General features: G+C 61.2%; 18 protein-coding genes. 7 read left to right on the forward strand and 11 right to left on the reverse strand.

Annotated elements, in window-relative coordinates; translation table 11 throughout:
* The 3 genes from V6K60_RS10735 to V6K60_RS10745 all read left to right on the forward strand — a co-directional run.
* On the forward strand, positions 1 to 1,763 hold a 1,763-nt coding region (locus V6K60_RS10735), incomplete at its 5' end, for a methyl-accepting chemotaxis protein (protein ID WP_332450519.1).
* Between the two features lie 10 nt (positions 1,764 to 1,773).
* Positions 1,774 to 2,253, forward strand: coding sequence for a chemotaxis protein CheW (locus V6K60_RS10740; protein ID WP_332450520.1), 480 nt, complete (start codon positions 1,774 to 1,776; stop codon positions 2,251 to 2,253).
* A 34-nt stretch (positions 2,254 to 2,287) separates the two neighbouring features.
* On the forward strand, positions 2,288 to 3,082 hold the full coding sequence (locus V6K60_RS10745) for a CheR family methyltransferase (RefSeq protein WP_332450521.1): 795 nt from the start codon (positions 2,288 to 2,290) through the stop codon (positions 3,080 to 3,082).
* A 15-nt stretch (positions 3,083 to 3,097) separates the two neighbouring features.
* On the opposite strand, the gene V6K60_RS10750 is transcribed toward V6K60_RS10745, so the two are convergent.
* Complete coding sequence (locus V6K60_RS10750) at positions 3,098 to 3,358, reverse strand: hypothetical protein (protein WP_332450522.1); 261 nt, start codon at positions 3,356 to 3,358, stop codon at positions 3,098 to 3,100.
* A gap of 183 nt (positions 3,359 to 3,541) precedes the next feature.
* On the opposite strand from V6K60_RS10750, the gene V6K60_RS10755 reads away from it, so the two are divergent.
* Positions 3,542 to 4,132 (forward strand): hypothetical protein, encoded by a 591-nt coding sequence (locus tag V6K60_RS10755; RefSeq protein ID WP_332450523.1) that lies wholly within the window; start codon positions 3,542 to 3,544, stop codon positions 4,130 to 4,132.
* Position 4,133: 1 nt separating this feature from the next.
* On the opposite strand, the gene V6K60_RS10760 is transcribed toward V6K60_RS10755, so the two are convergent.
* The 10 genes from V6K60_RS10760 to V6K60_RS10805 form a co-directional block, all read right to left on the reverse strand.
* Entirely contained in the window at positions 4,134 to 4,319 is a 186-nt protein-coding gene (locus V6K60_RS10760) for a hypothetical protein (protein ID WP_332450524.1), read from the reverse strand.
* Between the two features lie 29 nt (positions 4,320 to 4,348).
* Positions 4,349 to 4,600 carry a DUF7123 family protein gene (locus tag V6K60_RS10765; protein ID WP_332450525.1) on the reverse strand — a complete coding sequence of 84 codons (252 nt, stop codon included), beginning with the start codon at positions 4,598 to 4,600 and terminating at the stop codon, positions 4,349 to 4,351.
* Between the two features lie 341 nt (positions 4,601 to 4,941).
* Positions 4,942 to 5,610 (reverse strand): hypothetical protein, encoded by a 669-nt coding sequence (locus tag V6K60_RS10770; protein ID WP_332450526.1) that lies wholly within the window; start codon positions 5,608 to 5,610, stop codon positions 4,942 to 4,944.
* A 297-nt stretch (positions 5,611 to 5,907) separates the two neighbouring features.
* Positions 5,908 to 7,743, reverse strand: a complete 1,836-nt coding sequence (locus tag V6K60_RS10775; RefSeq protein ID WP_332450527.1) for a DHH family phosphoesterase — start codon at positions 7,741 to 7,743, stop codon at positions 5,908 to 5,910.
* Positions 7,744 to 7,757: 14 nt separating this feature from the next.
* Positions 7,758 to 8,960 carry a potassium channel family protein gene (locus tag V6K60_RS10780; protein WP_332450528.1) on the reverse strand — a complete coding sequence of 401 codons (1,203 nt, stop codon included), beginning with the start codon at positions 8,958 to 8,960 and terminating at the stop codon, positions 7,758 to 7,760.
* 31 nt (positions 8,961 to 8,991) lie between these two features.
* Positions 8,992 to 10,188: a magnesium transporter gene (locus V6K60_RS10785; protein WP_332450529.1), complete on the reverse strand. Its 1,197-nt coding sequence runs from the start codon at positions 10,186 to 10,188 to the stop codon at positions 8,992 to 8,994.
* A 21-nt stretch (positions 10,189 to 10,209) separates the two neighbouring features.
* Positions 10,210 to 11,163, reverse strand: a complete 954-nt coding sequence (gene rnz / locus V6K60_RS10790) for a ribonuclease Z (RefSeq protein ID WP_332450530.1) — start codon at positions 11,161 to 11,163, stop codon at positions 10,210 to 10,212.
* Complete coding sequence (locus V6K60_RS10795; RefSeq protein ID WP_332450531.1) at positions 11,151 to 11,924, reverse strand: sugar phosphate isomerase/epimerase family protein; 774 nt, start codon at positions 11,922 to 11,924, stop codon at positions 11,151 to 11,153. The genes rnz and V6K60_RS10795 overlap by 13 nt, the downstream gene beginning before the upstream one ends.
* Positions 11,921 to 12,469: a dephospho-CoA kinase gene (locus V6K60_RS10800; RefSeq protein WP_332450532.1), complete on the reverse strand. Its 549-nt coding sequence runs from the start codon at positions 12,467 to 12,469 to the stop codon at positions 11,921 to 11,923. The genes V6K60_RS10795 and V6K60_RS10800 overlap by 4 nt, the downstream gene beginning before the upstream one ends.
* A gap of 147 nt (positions 12,470 to 12,616) precedes the next feature.
* Entirely contained in the window at positions 12,617 to 13,327 is a 711-nt protein-coding gene (locus tag V6K60_RS10805; protein ID WP_332450533.1) for an anaerobic ribonucleoside-triphosphate reductase activating protein, read from the reverse strand.
* A 175-nt stretch (positions 13,328 to 13,502) separates the two neighbouring features.
* On the opposite strand from V6K60_RS10805, the gene thiC reads away from it, so the two are divergent.
* The 3 genes from thiC to V6K60_RS10820 all read left to right on the forward strand — a co-directional run bounded on the left by thiC (position 13,503) and on the right by V6K60_RS10820 (position 16,317).
* A complete protein-coding gene (gene thiC, locus V6K60_RS10810; protein WP_332450534.1) occupies positions 13,503 to 14,777 on the forward strand; it encodes a phosphomethylpyrimidine synthase ThiC in 1,275 nt (424 codons plus the stop codon).
* 483 nt (positions 14,778 to 15,260) lie between these two features.
* A complete protein-coding gene (locus tag V6K60_RS10815) occupies positions 15,261 to 15,677 on the forward strand; it encodes a carboxymuconolactone decarboxylase family protein (protein WP_332450535.1) in 417 nt (138 codons plus the stop codon).
* A gap of 64 nt (positions 15,678 to 15,741) precedes the next feature.
* Positions 15,742 to 16,317, forward strand: a complete 576-nt coding sequence (locus tag V6K60_RS10820) for a 5-formyltetrahydrofolate cyclo-ligase (protein WP_332450536.1) — start codon at positions 15,742 to 15,744, stop codon at positions 16,315 to 16,317.
* Positions 16,318 to 16,377 lie beyond the last annotated feature (60 nt).

Raw genomic sequence — 16,377 nt, forward strand, 5'->3', positions numbered from 1 at the left:
TCAACGACGAGTATGCCCGGATGTGGCGGGGAACCCGGGAAGAGACTCTCGCGAAGAAACTCTACGACTACGACATCACCGTCGTCGGCGGCGACCACTTCTACGCCTGCTACGAGACGAAGAAACCTGCGCGGACCGACGTCATGGTCAAGTGGCCCGACGGCGTGAAGAAATACCTCACCCTGAATGCCATCCCCATCCTGGACCCGAAGGGCGAGATCGAGATGGCCTTCTATGTCTGGAACGACTGGACCGACCTCCAGAAGCAGAAGGATGAAGTCGAGAAGACAGAACACCGGGTGGATGCGATGATCAAGTTAAATCCGCTTGCAATCGCGACCCTCCGCGCGGACAAGAGCCGGATCGACATCAACGACGAGTATGCCCGGATGTGGCGGGGAACCCGGGAAGAGACCCTCGCGAAGAAACTCTACGACTACGACATCACCATCCTCGACGGCGACCACTTCTACGCCTGCTACGAGACGAAGAAACTCGCCCGGACCAACGTCATGGTCAAGTGGCCCGACGGCGTGAAGAAGTATCTCACCTTAAACGCCATCCCCATCCTGGATGCGAAAGGCGATATCGAGATGGCCTTCTACGTCTGGAACGACTGGACCGAGCAGCGGGAGAGAGAGGACCAGATCCGGGACCTGATGGAGACCGCAAAGCAGGAGAGCGAACGACTTGCAGCGAGCGCCCGGGAACTTGGAGAGGCACTCTCCGCCATGGCGAAGGGCGATCTGACGGCGTTTGTGAAGGCCGGCGCAGACGACCCGCTCCATGTGGTCAAGAACGATTACAACGCCTCCCTGACCGCCATCCGCACGCTCCTCGGGGAGGTGGCAAAAGCTGCCCACCAGGTCGATATGACCACACAGGAGGTCAGCAAGAGCACCGACGAGATCATCCGGGCCACGGAGCAGGTTGCCGCCTCGACACAGCAGTCCTCAGAGGATGCACGGCGGCAGCTTGAGAAGGTCGAAGAGATCGGGACGGACATCAACGACCTCTCGGCTTCCATCGAGGAGATCGCAAGCACGTCTCAAGAGGTCATGGAACAGGCCTCGAAGGCGTCGAAGGAAGGGAACGACGCGGCCTCACTCGGCGAAGTCGCGGCGAAGAAGATGCAGCTCGTCGAGGAGATCTCCAAACAGACCGTGGACGAGATCAGCACCCTCAACAATCAGATGCGGGAGATCAACAATATCGTCAAGTTGATCACCGACATCGCCAACCAGACCAACCTCCTTGCACTGAACGCCGCAATCGAGGCCGCCCGTGCCGGGGAGCACGGTCGCGGATTCGCCGTCGTCGCAGGCGAGATCCGGAACCTTGCCGGCGAGTCCAAACGGGCGAGCCAGGACATCGAGGACCTGATCCGGACGATCCAGGCGAGCACGGACAAGACCGCAGGCTCCATGCAGGCATCTCACCAGGAGATCCGGGCAGGCATCGAGAGCGTCAACAAGGTCATCGTGGGCTTGAACCGGATCGTCACCGGCGTGGAAGTGGTCGCCCACGGCATCACCGAGATAACGAAGGCCACAGAAGATCAGGCAAGTTCCACTAACAACGTCATGCAGAAGATGGACGAGTCCACCCACATGACCAAGGAGAGCCTGGACCGTACCGAGGACATGGCGGCACTCGCAGAAGAGGTCAGCGCGTCGACAGAAGAGGTCGGGAGTGCGTCCCATGAACTGGCAGACATGGCCAACCAGCTCGGAGCGGTACTCAAGCAGTTCAAACTGAACTGAGGAGGAGACGATGGCAGCACCCGTAGACGTAGTAGAGTTCCAGCTCGGGGAGGAGCACTACGCACTGGATATCCAGATTGCACGGGAGATCGTGGAGATGATGCCGATCACTCCCCTTCCCCGTGCTCCCGAATACCTTGCGGGCATCATCAACCTGCGGGGCGAGATCACGAACATCATCGACCTCAGGGATCTCCTCGGGCTCCCGGAATCCAGAGAGGCCGAGAACCGGAAGATCGTCGTGTTGATGCCGGATGTGGCGGGCGGATCGAACGTGGGCATCATCGTCGATGATGTTCACAGCGTCGTCTCGATTCGCGATGAGCAGATAGAGCGGATCAACGATGGTATCACCTCGTCGATCAGCGGTTATGTCAAAGCGATCATCAAGATGGGTGTCGAGGATGACGAGAAGCCCAAGACCCTCATCATCTGGCTCGACGTCCAGAAGGTGATTAGCGATCTCGGGCACTACCAGAACACATCGTAAAGGATCCCAACACCCGGCGAGAGCAGAGTATCACATGGATGCATTTCTGTCGCTCCAGAAGAGCATTGAGAGACTGGTCCGGATCAAGTGCTCGAACTATAAAGAGGACTACATCAAACGGCGCATCCTCTCCCGGATGCGCCTGACGAACACTGCAGACTACGAAGCCTACCACAAATACCTCCTCGCCAACCCCCAGGAGATCGACCTCCTCCGCAACGCCCTCACCATCAACGTCACGAAATTCTTCCGGGATCCGGAGGTCTTTGAGGTGATGCGGCGCGAAGTCCTGCCGGATCTCGCTCGTCGCAAGGGAACCATCAGGATCTGGTGCGCCGGATGCGCCACGGGTGAAGAGCCCTACTCGATCGCCATCCTTGCACACGAGCTGACGGCACTTCATCCGAATGTCAGCGTAACGATATACGCGACCGATATCGATGCCGTCGTGCTGCAGAAAGCCACGAACGGGATCTACGACAGAAAGGCGCTTGAGAACGTGGACGAACGCCGGCTCCGGAAGCACTTCATCAGCCACGATGACGGCACGTTCGAAGTCCGTCCTCACGTCAAGGACCTCGTCAGGTTCCGGAAGCACGACCTGATGTCGGGAGCTCCCATCGCACGATACCTTGACGCCGTCACCTGCCGGAACGTCACCATCTACTTCACCGAGAAGCAGAAGAACGACCTGACACATCTTTTTCATTCCGCACTCACGAGCGACGGCTACTATGTCATCGGCAAGACAGAGTACCTGGGAAGGGAGGTGGAGCATCTCTTCACGCCGTACAACGCCATGCAGAAGATCCTCCGGAAGGCCGGGTAGCGCGTGGGTAGAGGGTTACCAGCGGTGACCGGCAGAGTCCGAAACCGTCTCGGTCTCGTCGAACTTTGACATCCGGTGCATGAAGGCTTTCCGGGCCCGGTAACGCTTCAGTTCAGAGAAGAGCAGGAAGGCGTTCACGCCGACGACGATGATGACGAGCATGAGGCTGATCCAGAGCTGGCCGCCGTCCTGGGTTGTGATGAAGAGCGCGACAAGGAGCACCACGAACGAGAGCAGATAAAAGATCACCCACGTACGAATCTCGGTTACGTCCATGCTCTCATCAGAACGGTGAGATCGTCTCCGTATTAACGGTTCCGTTCCGGAAAGATCAACTGAGAGAAGCTACAGGAGATATATGGAGTTATTCGATTCAGAACAGCGATTCCCGGCAATCGGCAACTGAGGAGCGAGAGCCGGAATCAAAAGGTCTTTTACCTTATACTTCCCTCTACACCTGTGGATAAAGGCGACGTCTTTGCCATCATTGCCGCCCTGATCATCGTCGTTGCAGTAACGGTGGTATTTCGCCCGCCGGGAGCGGATGCCGTCCCGGAGGTTCCAGGGGTTCCGGAAAGCCCCTTACCGGAGATCACACCGATGCCGACCATCACCGCCCCCTCTGCACTGCCGGAGCCCGCCAGGATCTCCTACACGGCCGGGATCTGGAGCTATCCCCTCGTTCGCCTCCCCGAGAACCTCACCCTTCACGGGGGGTCCGATCCTTCCTGGAAAGAGACCGCGGGCATCATTCCGTTCGCTTACCTTGAGGAGGCACGAGGAGGCATCACCGAGACGTTCCATGTGCCGCACGCGGTCTGGAGGCTGAACTGTAGCGTCTCTTCAACAGTTAGGCCTGAGGCGGCACATTTCCGGATGGCCCTAGTTGAACTGGAGAGCGGGACCATCGTAGAAGGGGCCGACCTGCACTACCCGGGCAGCATCATCAAAAACGTGGAGAGAGGAGGGAAGGATTTTTACCTGATCGTCAGCGTGGATGCGGTAGATTCCTACCGCATCACCCTGGAGACGCTCCCTCAATACCTCTGATTCAGATCTTCTCGACAGTGACCCGGACTCGATCTCCGGCCCGCACGCCGTGCCCCTTCGGGATGTCGATGTTGAACCAGAGCACCTCCGGGTTCTCATGGTTCTTGTCCTGGGACATGAGGCAATCCTTGTGCTCGTTGATGTTGGCCACAAACTCGACGGGTGCTTCGAACTCGATGATCTTCATGCCGTAGAATAGAGTCTCCCGGGATAAAATTATGACGGGCGAGGAGTGACGCGCCATGTCGTACTGTTCGAGTAACTCCAGCGCCTGATATCCAGCTCATCACAGATCTCCGAGAGAATGGCAAGGTTGATGCCGACCTCTTTTGGGGAGAGGCCCAGATCGGTTGCGATATACTTTGATTTGAAGTAGGACTTGCCTGTCTTCAACCCGGATTTGAGATGGTACAGGATCTTTCGCTGGGTCTCGGTGTATCGCTCCTTGATACGGTCTTTTGTGGACATCCACTCATTTCCTCGTGAGGAAGTCCTTTTGTGCCACTCTGTATTTATGTCTATTCATTTGCATCGATTGAATCTAACTACAACTATACAAATCAATGTATAAAATTGAGCACCGTTGTGCCATGCGAAGATGTAAAGTGCATGATTCGCGACCGGGACCGGGCGATCGATCGGCGCCGGCGCGGGTACATGAGGAAGAGGGAGGTGTCTCCCCCCTCATGCCGCGGCCCGGTGCCTTCGACCACGGGCTGGTCACGTCCGAAAACGCCGCCTACGACGGGATTTCCTGCCGCACGGCGTTGATCGGGGCAGGGAATGCGGTTACGCTGAACCTTCTGTCGTTACCGCCTGTTCCTCAGTATCACGACAAGGAGCCCCGCAATTGCAACGGCCACAACGACGCCGATGAGCGAGAGGGGGGCCGTCGGAGTCGGGCTGGGGTTAACCTGTGCCGCCTGCATCGGCGTGAACGTAGGCAGCTCAGTCGTGGAGTTTTCTGCCGGTGTCGCTTCATCAGTTGCGATCACGAGGGGCGCTCCGGTCTCCATGGTGGTCTCAGTGAAGGTCTCGTAGGCGGTCTCGTTGGAGGTCGCATTGATGGACTCGTTCTCCAGAGTCTCGTTGGAGGTCGCGTTATCCAGCGTCTCCTCCGGGGTCTCCGTCAGGGTTTCTTCCAGGGCAAAAGTGCCCGGCATCCCCTCCGAGGACAGGGTATCCAATGTCTCCTCCGGGGTCTCTGTCAGGGTCTCTTCCAGAGCCAGGGTATTCAGTGTCTCCTCCGGGGTCTCTGTCAGGGTCTCTTCAGGAATCTCTGTCAACGTCTCTTCCGGGGTCTCTACCGGAGTCTCGGTCTGAGTCTCTACCGGGGTCTCGGCAGGGGTTGGAGCAAGAGTCCAGGTCATCGGGGTCGTGGGTGCCTCGATCTGGGCTGCCACAGGGAACACAAAGGTCGTTGCTGCCACAAGCAGCACAACCAGGAACCCTCTCCATGTCCATTGGTATCCAGTCATGGAGACTTCTGTTGGGTATAAACCTATTTTTATATTTCGGTAACGATAAAAATTACCCCAACGGGTAACTACTCCTTGTCGCCCCGGAACGTGACGCTATATATCGCTGCACCGCAGAAAAATCCCGGGAGAAACATGTGATACGGCGCTGGACAGACCCTCCCGACACGGTCGGGCCCCGCTGCTCTCCATGTGACTTCTGAGCGCAGGTCACCACCCGCAGCGGCCAGATGGAAACCGGCGGCAGCCAACACTACCGGCGAGACTCCTCGCCGCACAGCAATGAAGAAAGAGCGATCAGATTGGTGCTTCACCAATCTTCTGGATCAGGCTATCGAGCACCACATCGCGCATCCCTTCCACGAACTTGATGCTCCCGACGACAAGATGGCCGCCGCCGCTCACTCCCCCACCGGAGATCTCGTTATGGAGTTCACGTACCATCCGGGGGATGTTCATCATGACGCCGCGGGAACGCAGGACGGCAAAGTCCGGCCCGAACCCAAGCGTGACGATAGGTTCGCCCGGGTGCGCCCGGACCAGCCGGTCATGCACCTCTCCCGAGGTCTTGCCGGGTGGCGGGAACGTGAACCGGTGGGCAAACATCTCCACATCGAGCATGAAGAGGTGAGCGCCACTTGCGAGTATCCGGCTCTCAACGTGAGGCATGATAGCCTCGAGCTGCTCCTCGATCGCGTGATTCGCCTCTTCGACGAGCAGGTTGACGAACATTTCGTGGCGTTCGGGGTTGCCGGAGAGGTTCAGGATCTCCTTGACGATCTCTCTCCCGTCGCTGAACCGGAGCCAGAACTGCTCGTAGTCGAGCGCCAGCGCAATATTGCGGCAATCATCCTCCGAGTACTCGGGCGCGGCAACCGCGAGGTAGCGGGCACGCTCCGGCGCTTCGCTCCGGTCGCCGACCCCCGCGATCGCCGGCAGGTGCCGGATCTGGCTCTCGACCGCCGGGTTGACCATCCGGGCGACCTCCGTCCCCAGCATGCCGGCCGTGACCCCATAATCCCCGCCCACGTGATAGGGATTTACGTGCCCGATCAGGTAATCGTCCACGATCTCGTCGGGGTGGTGGTGGTCAACGACCATCACCGGGAGATCGAAGATCCGGGTCACTTTCAGCGACGGCATATCCTCTTCAGTGGACCCGTTGTCCATCAGGAGGATCATCGGCATCTTCTGCCCGTAGCGGATGTTGTCCTTGAGGGCGAAGTCGAGATCCCGCGTGATATCTTCAATTTCGTAGAACGGGGCCTTGGACGGAGACCGCTTGAAGAGGAAATACTCCGCATCGAAGTCTCCGCCGCTCTCCCGGAGCAGCCCGGTCACCGCCTGTTCGATCGCGACGGCGGCGCAGATGCCGTCCGCGTCCGCGTGGTGCCGGAGGATGATCGGCCGCGCGGTCAGGACTGCCTTTCGGATCTCCTTTGCCACCTGGCGCATCTGCGGCCGAAGAGCCTCAAGGATCTCGCTCTCTATGAGGAACGGGAGGTCGGGCGGTTCCGCACGCTTATCGAGCGCCGCATCGATACGCTCCCTGACCCGTGCTGCGTCCTCCGGGGCAAGGACCGTCATGGACCTGGCCTCGATCTGGAGCTGGTTGTTGCGCTGCATCACCTCACCCGTGAGGGCGACGAGATCCCCGAGGTTCACCTCAGGGTAGGCGCGGACGCCCGCCTCGATGAACGCAGCGGCGCTCGCGGTCCCGGACTCATCCACGACGGTGAAGATCGTCGGCCCCGATGTCTGCTTGATCTGGGCGACTTCACCCTCGATCAGCACGGTCCTGCCGATCTTCTTCCCGATATCCGCGAGAAGCACGCTGGTCATCTTCCGGGTCACATCCCGGGTCTGGTAGACGGTCGGCGTGACCTCCTCAAGGTCGATGTTACCGTTGCTCCGGATCTGCAGGACATGGACGATGATCGGATCGCGCTCCTCGTGCTGCACCTTCACGTTGCTCTTATGGACGAGCCCCTTGACCCGGTCGTTCAACTGGACAAAGACACCAAACGGGGCAAAACCCTGCACCCGTCCCAGGTAGGTCTTTCCTTCCTCCACCTCGTCGAGCGTACAGGTCGCTCCGAGGCGGTAGACAATTGTATCTTGCGTATCTTCCATGATACTTCACCAATTCATTCTTCGGGCACCTCGACAGCGTGCCCGGCAAGCTCATACAGACGGCACTCACCGTCCCGTCTGCCTTTTGCAATGATAATATCACCGCTCTCCAGTCGGACATCCTTCCCCGGACGGTAGACCCACCGGTCGGCATGCTTGATGGCGAGCACGACCATCCCGGTCACCGTCGAAAGCGACGCCTCCTTGAGCGTCCTCCCCACGAGCGGCGAAGACGGCGTCATGGCCATCCGCGTGATGATCTCGTCCGACTCGCGGACGATCTTCTTGAAGATCGGCGGGATCTCGATGTCGCGCAGGAGAACATCGACGATGGAGTGGGCCGCATCGCTGATCGCCTGCGCAAACGAGGACATATACAGGAGCCCCCGGAGGTAGCGTACATCGTCGATCTTTCGTGCCGCTTCAAGGATCCAGAGGTCCAGGTCATAGCGCATGTTATCGAGTGCCGCATCGAGAGCGACCACCTCGTGCGCCACCTCCTTGTTGTTGAAGAGCAGGGAGGTGTAGGCCAGCCCGACGGAGAGTTCCGAGAGGTTCTTCATCTCGATGATCAGTTGCACCGCCCGGTCAAGGTCGTCGACCTCGCCCGCGGGCGAGGGTTCGCTCACGGGGGGCGCCACCGCCCCCGCCATCCGGGTGAGGATAGTCACCCCGGCCTCCGGGCCCCGCGAGATCAGGATGTCTTCCTTCTCCACCCGGGTGCCCCTGTCGGGGTCGTATATCCAGCCCTTCCCACGCCGGATGGCGATGACCTGCATGCCCGTCGTGCTCTGGACCTTGAGGTCGCCGAGCGTGCGGCCGGCAAGCTCGCTTCCCTGGTTGACGATGACCCGGGTGACGATCTCTTCCGCCTCGGGAAAGACGCGCTTGAGTTTTGCCGGGAACCGGATATCCTTCAGGATGAGTTTTGCTATGTCTGAGGCCGAGTTCGCGATCCTCTCCGCCGCTTCGGCCACCTGGAGCATGCCGCTCATCGCTTCCGCTTCTTCGAGTCTTCGAGCACCGAGGACGCTCTGAATCCTGGCCTGATAGACCAGTTTATTCATGCTCTCCTCGAGGTTGATCACCTCGAGCGCTATCTCTTTGCCGTCGAAGAGTATCGCGGAGTAAGCGAGATCAACCATCAGTTCAGAGACATCCTTCATCTCGATCAGGACGTCCTTGAAGCTGATCGGCTGGTATTCACGTTCCGTCATAGGTATGGTAACCGTTCTTCATTTTCTTTCACTACAACAGCAGGTCAATCACTGCTACGAGAGTAGCTGCACCGATCAAGTCGATAAGGCTTGTGATGACAGGGATTCCGAAGTTATCGGGATCGAGACCGTACCGGAATGAAAGGCTCGCCGTGACGTACGCCACGCCGTTCACCAGTGTCATGACGGCCAGACCCGCTACGAGGCTGATAATAACCAGCATCCCCTGGCCGGGGCTGTCTAACCCCATGAGCACCGCCGCACTATGCGCGATGAGCGCCAGCAGTGGAAGCAGTATCAACGTATAGAGGTAGGAAATAATAAAATGATGCACTACGCCACGCTCAGGAGGGAACGAGGGGTTGACCTCGCCGGTGTGCATCTCCGTCGCCAGGCGCGACCCGAGGATGCCGCCTATCGACCCGAGACCGCCCATGAACGGCGGTATCAGGATGAGAAAGGCCGCAAGCCCGAGCAGGTTGTCGAGGTTGAGCGAGTAGGTCAGCCCGGCCAGGGTGCCGAGGGTGCTGAGCGGGATGAGGAGGGCGAGGTTCTCCCGGACGATGGCGCCCATTCCCTCCATGCGGCGCCGGGTGTAAAGGATGATGGCGACGGCGGCGGCGACCGCGACGGCCCCGAGCACCAGGCGTGCCGGGGGAGGGAGGAGCATGACGAAGGTCGCGGAGAGCACCAGGATCGGGAGCGTGACGATATCCCCCGAGGTGGTGACGGTCGGTCCGGCGATCATGTCGAGATCGAGGCCGTAGCGGTAGCTTACAAGCGCAACGACCAGGGTGATCCCCGTCACGATGAGCCCCGAGACAACGCCGCAGACGACCGAGATCAGCACGAGGTCGGTGACGCCCACCACGGGAAGCCCGAAGAGCAGGCTTGCCACGTAAGCGAAGATGCCGAGGACGAACGCTATGAGGATGGTCACCACAAGCGAGGCGCGGATGTTGTCGCCGAGGACGGTCCCCTCCTCAAAGTCGATGGAGAACTCTCCGAGGTGCATCGACGACGAGAGGCGGGATGCAAAGACCCCGGCGATGCTCCCCCGCATATTGATGATCGAGGGCAGGAGCACCATCAGGCCGGGTATCAGCCCGAGGACTTCACGGACGGAGCCGAGGTAGATGCCTGCAATGCTCAGGGCAACGGCGCTGGCAAGGAGAGCGCCAAGGCCGGTCAGGATCAGGCGGCTCTGGCTGGATAGGCCCTGCTCCATCACCATCACCGTCCATAACAATCAACCCCGGTACGGGATCTCCAGCACCGTCAGATCGGCCGGGAGGATCACGTCTCCTTCATAATTTCGCTTTGCATCGCGTATATGGTTTGCTGTGCTGGTATAACGGGAGCTTATGTGCATCAGGGCGAGCATGCGGGCGTTTGTGGCCGTTGCCGCCTCACCGGCCTCGCCGGCGGTGGAGTGCATCACCTCCCGGGCGCGGCCGCTCTCCTGGTCGTCGAACGTGGCGTCGTGGATCAGGAGATCGGCGTCCCGGAGCATCGCGGCGATCCCGGGCTGGTGCTGGAGCGGCCGCGTGTCCCCGGTATAGGCGATCTTCCGCCCCGGGCGCGATTCGCCCATGACGTCGGCTGGCCGGACCAGGGTCTCGACACCGTCGCGAACGATGCGAACCTCCTCGCCGCGCTGCAGCCGCCCGAAGAGCGGGCCCGGCGGGACGCCGAGCGCGATCGCCTGCTCGCGATCGAACCGCCCGGGCCGCTCGTCCTCCTCCATAACGTAGCCGAGCCCGGGGATGCCGTGGGACGTAGCAAACGCCCGGACGGTGTAGCCGTTGAAGGGCACGACCGAACCGTGCTCGAGGGGGTGAGCGGTGACGGAGAAGCCCCGGATGTGACCGCTGATCTTCAGGACGAGGTCGACGAGTTCCCCAATCCAGGGCGGGCCGTAGATCGGGAGCGGGTCGGTCCGTCCCATGAACGCGAGCGTCTCGATGAGGCCGAAGACGCCGAGGAAGTGGTCGGCGTGCCGGTGGGTGATGAATACGGCGTCCACGGTGAACCCGGTCCGGGCACGCATCATCTGCTGCTGGGTGCCCTCCCCGCAGTCGAAGAGCAGGGTGTCGGAGCCGCGCCGGAGCAGGATGCAGGAGGGGTTCCTCTGCGGCGACGGGAGGGCTCCCGCCGTGCCGAGGAAGTGGACGTGGAGGGTCTCGCCGGCTATACGAACCACTTCCTGAATGCTGTAAGGCTCCGTTTTGCCTCTTCGAGCGTCCGGCCCTCGATCACGACCCTGCCGGAGTAGTCGCGGGCGATGACCCGCCCGACCTTCTCCCACTTGATGGTCCCGTCGCCGAGCGCAAGGTGCTCGTCCGACTGCCCGTGGTTGTCGTGGATGTGCAGGTGACTCACCTCCCGGACGTGGCTGAGGAACGCATCGACAAGACCGTTGGTGTTCGCGTGCCCGATATCGAGCGTGACCCCGATCCCGGGGATCCCTTCCGTGAGGCCGAGGATCTCTTCGGGGTAGCGACCGAGGAAGTCCTTGATGCTGATCATGTTCTCGACGCACGCGAGGACGCCGTGGTCCTCCGCATACTTCCCGATCTCGACGAGCGCAGTCTTCTGCAACTCCCAGACCTTCTCGGGGACGAGTTTCCCCACGGGGGAGACGAACCCGGGGTGGATCGTCACCCGGTCGGTCAGGTCGGCCGCGTGGTGGATGCAGCAGCAGGTCTGGCGGATGGACTCGCGCCAGATGGGGTAGTTCACCGACGCGAGGTTCAAGTCGCTGAAGGGAGCGTGAACGGTCGCAAGAAGGCCGGTGGTCTCGAGGATCTCCCTGACCGCGGCAAAGTTCCCGGGGTTGTCCAGGCGGTAGTTTCCGTCGGCGGCGATCTCCCAGCCGGTATACCCGATCTCCTCAAGCCCATAGATCCAGTCCCGGGACCCCCAGACTTTGGAAGAGGAGGCAAAATACGGAGCGAGGGTCACGGCATCTCCCCCAGACGGCGGAGCAGGGAGCGGGCCTCTGTGGTAAACTCATCGAGCGCTCCCTCATTCGCTATCCGGTAGTCTGCTTCTTCCAGGGCCCGGCCAAGCCCCCACCCGAGCTCACGCTCGTCACGGGCCTGGAGTTCTTCAGGGGTGAGGGAGTCGTCGGACCGGCCCCGGTTCGTGAGCCTCCGGTAGCGCGTCTCAAACGACGAGACGATCCCGATGAGCGTGAACCCGGCGAAGTGCTCCCGGAACGCCGTCACTTCGTAGTCGCCCCTGATCCCGTCCACCAGGACCACCGGAGCGGCCGTCGCCTCGATGGCCGGGATGGTGATCCGGGCGATGGCATCCATGCCAAGGTCCGCGCGCAACCTCCCCGCGACCGCACCGAGGTTCGCGTCCGTCAGGGGGAGCCCGGCCTCCTTCACCCGTTCCCGTATCGCATCCCCCATGACCACAACCGGGATCCCGAGATCCCGGGCGATCTTCGATACCTCGCCTTTCCCGCTTGCCGGCATACCAACGATTCCAATGACCTTCATCAGGGTTTCTCCATACACTTATGCTATTGTATCCAGAACAGCGGGCCGTACCGGTAGACCCGGACTCCTGACACCAGTGATGCAGGTTGTGGCGGCCGCCACAGAGATCTGCATAAGTGTGCGTTTCCGGCGATATTATGTTTAGCGTCAACGGAACGGTTTCTGCTCCGGATCATACCCGACCTCGCCGTCCTCCCGGGTCCGTATCAGGACGCTCCGGCGAAGAGGCGCCGCTGCCGCCTCGAGTTCCTGCCGGGTCAGGGGGACGAATCCCGCGGCCACCCCCTGCTGGAGGACGAGGTCCAGCCCTCCGGCCGCCTCAGCGATGGACGGGAGATCGTCCTCGCGGCCCCGGAAGAGGGTGACCACAACCTGGCAGGTTCCGAGGCTGCCGTCGGCCTTCGCCCGCCTGCAGGCGGAAAGCGACTGCTTCACGGCGTCGACGGCGGCAACCCCGAGGAGGTCGTCGTAGCGCTCCCATGTCGTCTTGAGATCGAGCGCGACCATATCCACGAGATGCCCCTCAAGAAGGGCCTCGACCACCCGCGGGAACATCCCGTTTGTGTGCAGACCAACCGAGAATCCCATCGCGCGGGCTGCGGCGGCAAGGTGGAGGAGCGCCGGCCCCTGCAGAGTGGGTTCCCCGCCGGAGAAGACCACCGCACCTGCGACCGTGCGGGAACCCCGGATCAGATCGATGACCTCGTCTGTGTCGCGGAGGTCCTCGCCGCCCTGGAGGTCGACGTTGTGGCAGTAGAAGCAGCGCGCGGGGCATCCCCGGAGAAAGACGGTGCAGGCCGCCCGTCCCCGCCAGTCGACGGTGCTGAACGAGACAAACCCTCCGAAATTGACGTACACACGATCACCTGGCAGTATAGAGGTGCTCCCTGATTTCTTGTAAGCCTTGGCTTTCCGGCTACGAAAAAAGATCTGCATAAGAGTAAGTCAAGTTTACTTGTTGAGAGATCAAGCCAATTTTAGCCTCGATTCAAAAAACAAGCCTTTATCAACTCTCTTCTGCAAACATACCCTCATGGGTCTCATAGAAGACGCCCGGCGTGGCGTCGTCACCGAGGAGATGCGGATCGTCGCAGCAGCGGAAGGGGTAACTGAAGATTTCGTCAGGCGTGGCGTGGCCGAGGGCCACATCGTCATCCCGGTCTCCCCCTACCGGAAGGTGAAGATCTGCGGTATCGGCGAAGGGCTCCGCACGAAGGTCAACGCGAGCATCGGAACGTCGTCGGATATCATCGACGTCGATATGGAGGTCGAGAAGGTCCGGCAGGCCGAGCGTGCCGGCGCCGATACGCTGATGGAACTCTCCACCGGCGGTGACTTTGCCGAGATCCGGCGCCGGGTCGTCGAGGCGACCACCCTCTCGGTCGGGTCGGTCCCGCTCTACCAGGCGTTCATCGAGGCCGCCCGGAAGAAGGGGGCGGTCGTCCACATGGAGGAGGACGACCTCTTCCGGATCACGGCGGAGCAGGCGAAGCTCGGGACCAACTTCATGGCGATCCACACCGGGATCAACTACGAGACGATGAAGCGCCTGAAGAACCAGGGGCGGCACGGCGGGCTCGTCTCCCGGGGCGGGGCCTTCATGACCGCGTGGATGCTCCACAACGAGAAGGAGAACCCGTTGTATTCAGAGTTCGACTACCTCGTCGAGATCTTGAAGGAGCACGAGGTCACCCTCTCCTTCGGCAACGGGATGCGGGCGGGAGCGGTCCACGACGCGACCGACCGGGCCCAGATCCAGGAGCTGCTCATCAACGCGGAACTCGCCGACAAGGCGCACGAGCAGGGCGTGCAGGCGATCATCGAGGGGCCGGGGCATATCCCGATCGACGAGATCCAGACGAACGTCGTCCTGCAGAAGCGCGTCACGAACCGGAAACCGTTCTACATGCTCGGGCCGCTCGTCACCGATATCGCGCCCGGCTACGACGACCGGGTGGCCGCTATCGGGGCCGCACTCTCCTCCTCCTACGGCGCCGACTTCATCTGCTACGTGACACCGGCAGAGCACCTGGCACTCCCCACCCCCGAAGAGGTCTACGAGGGCGTCATCAGCTCCAGGATCGCCGCCCACGTCGGGGATATGATCAAACTCAAGAAGCGCGATGCCGACCTCGAGATGGGCCACGCCCGCCGGGACCTCGACTGGGAGCGGCAGTTTGCGGTCGCGATGAACCCCGAGCGCGCCCGGGCGATACGGGCCGAGCGGATGCCGGCCGATACCGACGGCTGCACGATGTGCGGGGACTTCTGCGCGTTGAAGATCGTCGGGCGGCACTTTAACTTCTGAGAGGGGACACTCCCCCCCGGGATCTTATCTTTTTTTTGCGGGTGATATTCTCCGGGCAGCGGAGGCCGTTGTTTGTGCTCAACAGTCCCAGTACACTGGACCGTGGGGATATCGCCCTTGGGGGAACGACGCTCCGGAGAACGACTGTCCGTAGGACAGGAGTTCGAGAAGCCTTCAGGCTTCGAGGAGCGGAGTTCGAGCACCGAAGGTGCGAAGTGGGGCTGACGGGGAGGGGGTGCGAACCCCCTCCCCTGTCTCCACTCTACTGATGTGCCTGTAACCCCCACCCCGCCCGGCCTTCGGCCTCCTCCCCCGCCCCGTGGAGCGGGGGCAGTCGTGGCGATACCCCCACGGTCCAGAGCATCCGAATCGTGAGAAAATATCCGTGCAGCACGCTTGCACACAAAACGCCCAAACACCCTCGCGCAAAAACTGCACCCTTATCCTCGTTCCCGCCCACATTCCCTATAAGAGGACACCCCGATGAAACCTGAAAACAAACAACTCCTGAGCGACTTCCTTGCCCACGCCGACGACCTCGGCGACGACATCGTGGAGGATGTCGAGAAGATGCTCGGCGTCGTCCCATTCATCTACTCCATCCTCCGGGAACGGCAGGACACGTTCGCACTCTCCGCCATCGCCGATTACCGGATCTCCCGGCCCGGCTCCCTCGATCCAAAGACCGCGGAACTCATCGCCGTCGCGGCCGCCGCCGGAGCGGGGGCGGATAGCTGCCTGAGGGTCCACATAGGAGCCGCCCTGAAAGAAGGCGCTTCCCGCGACGAGATCCTCGACGTCCTCCAGATCGCCGCGATGATCGGGAAGACAAAGGTCCTTGCGTCCTCCCTGCGGCAGTTCCGGGAGGTCTGCGGCAAGGAACAGGGAGCCGGGGAGTAGGCGGCCCCCGCCTCACCCCGGGGCATGCATGCTTTAATGTGCAACTCAACCAAAACCCACTATAATGAGCCAGACAAAGGCGGCCCTCCGGGAGCGTGCAAAGGAGGCTCGTTTCCTTCTCTCGCCCTCACAGATCGCCGAATACAGCAGCAACATAACGGAGCGGCTCCTTGATATCCTGGACGGCTTTGCGACCGTCATGGTCTATGCCGCAAAAGCCCCGGAGGTCGAGACCGCAGGCCTTATCGCCGACCTGAACCGGAGGGGCGTGCAGGTCGTCGTGCCCATCATCGAGCGCGAGACCCACACCCTCCGTCTCTCCTACCTGCCGGACCCCTCTCTCCTCATCCCGAGCACCTTCAACGTCCCCGAACCGGTCGGCCACGAGCTCCCGGCCCGGCCGGAGGATGTGGAAGTCGTCATCCTGCCGATGCTCGCCTTCGATGCCGAAGGGAACCGGCTCGGCTACGGTGCCGGGTACTACGACCGCTTCCTCTGCCGGTACCCGCACCCGCAGAAGATCGGCATCGCGTTCTCCTGCCAGCAGGCAGAGAGTATCCCCACCGACCAGAACGATGTGAAGATGGATTGGATCGTGACGGAAAAGGGGACAAACCGGCCGAACGGGAGTGACACGTAAGAAACATTTATATATTAGTCTGCACTTACCTATGGTAAACCATACGGAGAGGTTATTCAC

It is taken from the genome of Methanoculleus sp., assembly GCF_036677455.1.
Taxonomy (GTDB): domain Archaea; phylum Halobacteriota; class Methanomicrobia; order Methanomicrobiales; family Methanoculleaceae; genus Methanoculleus.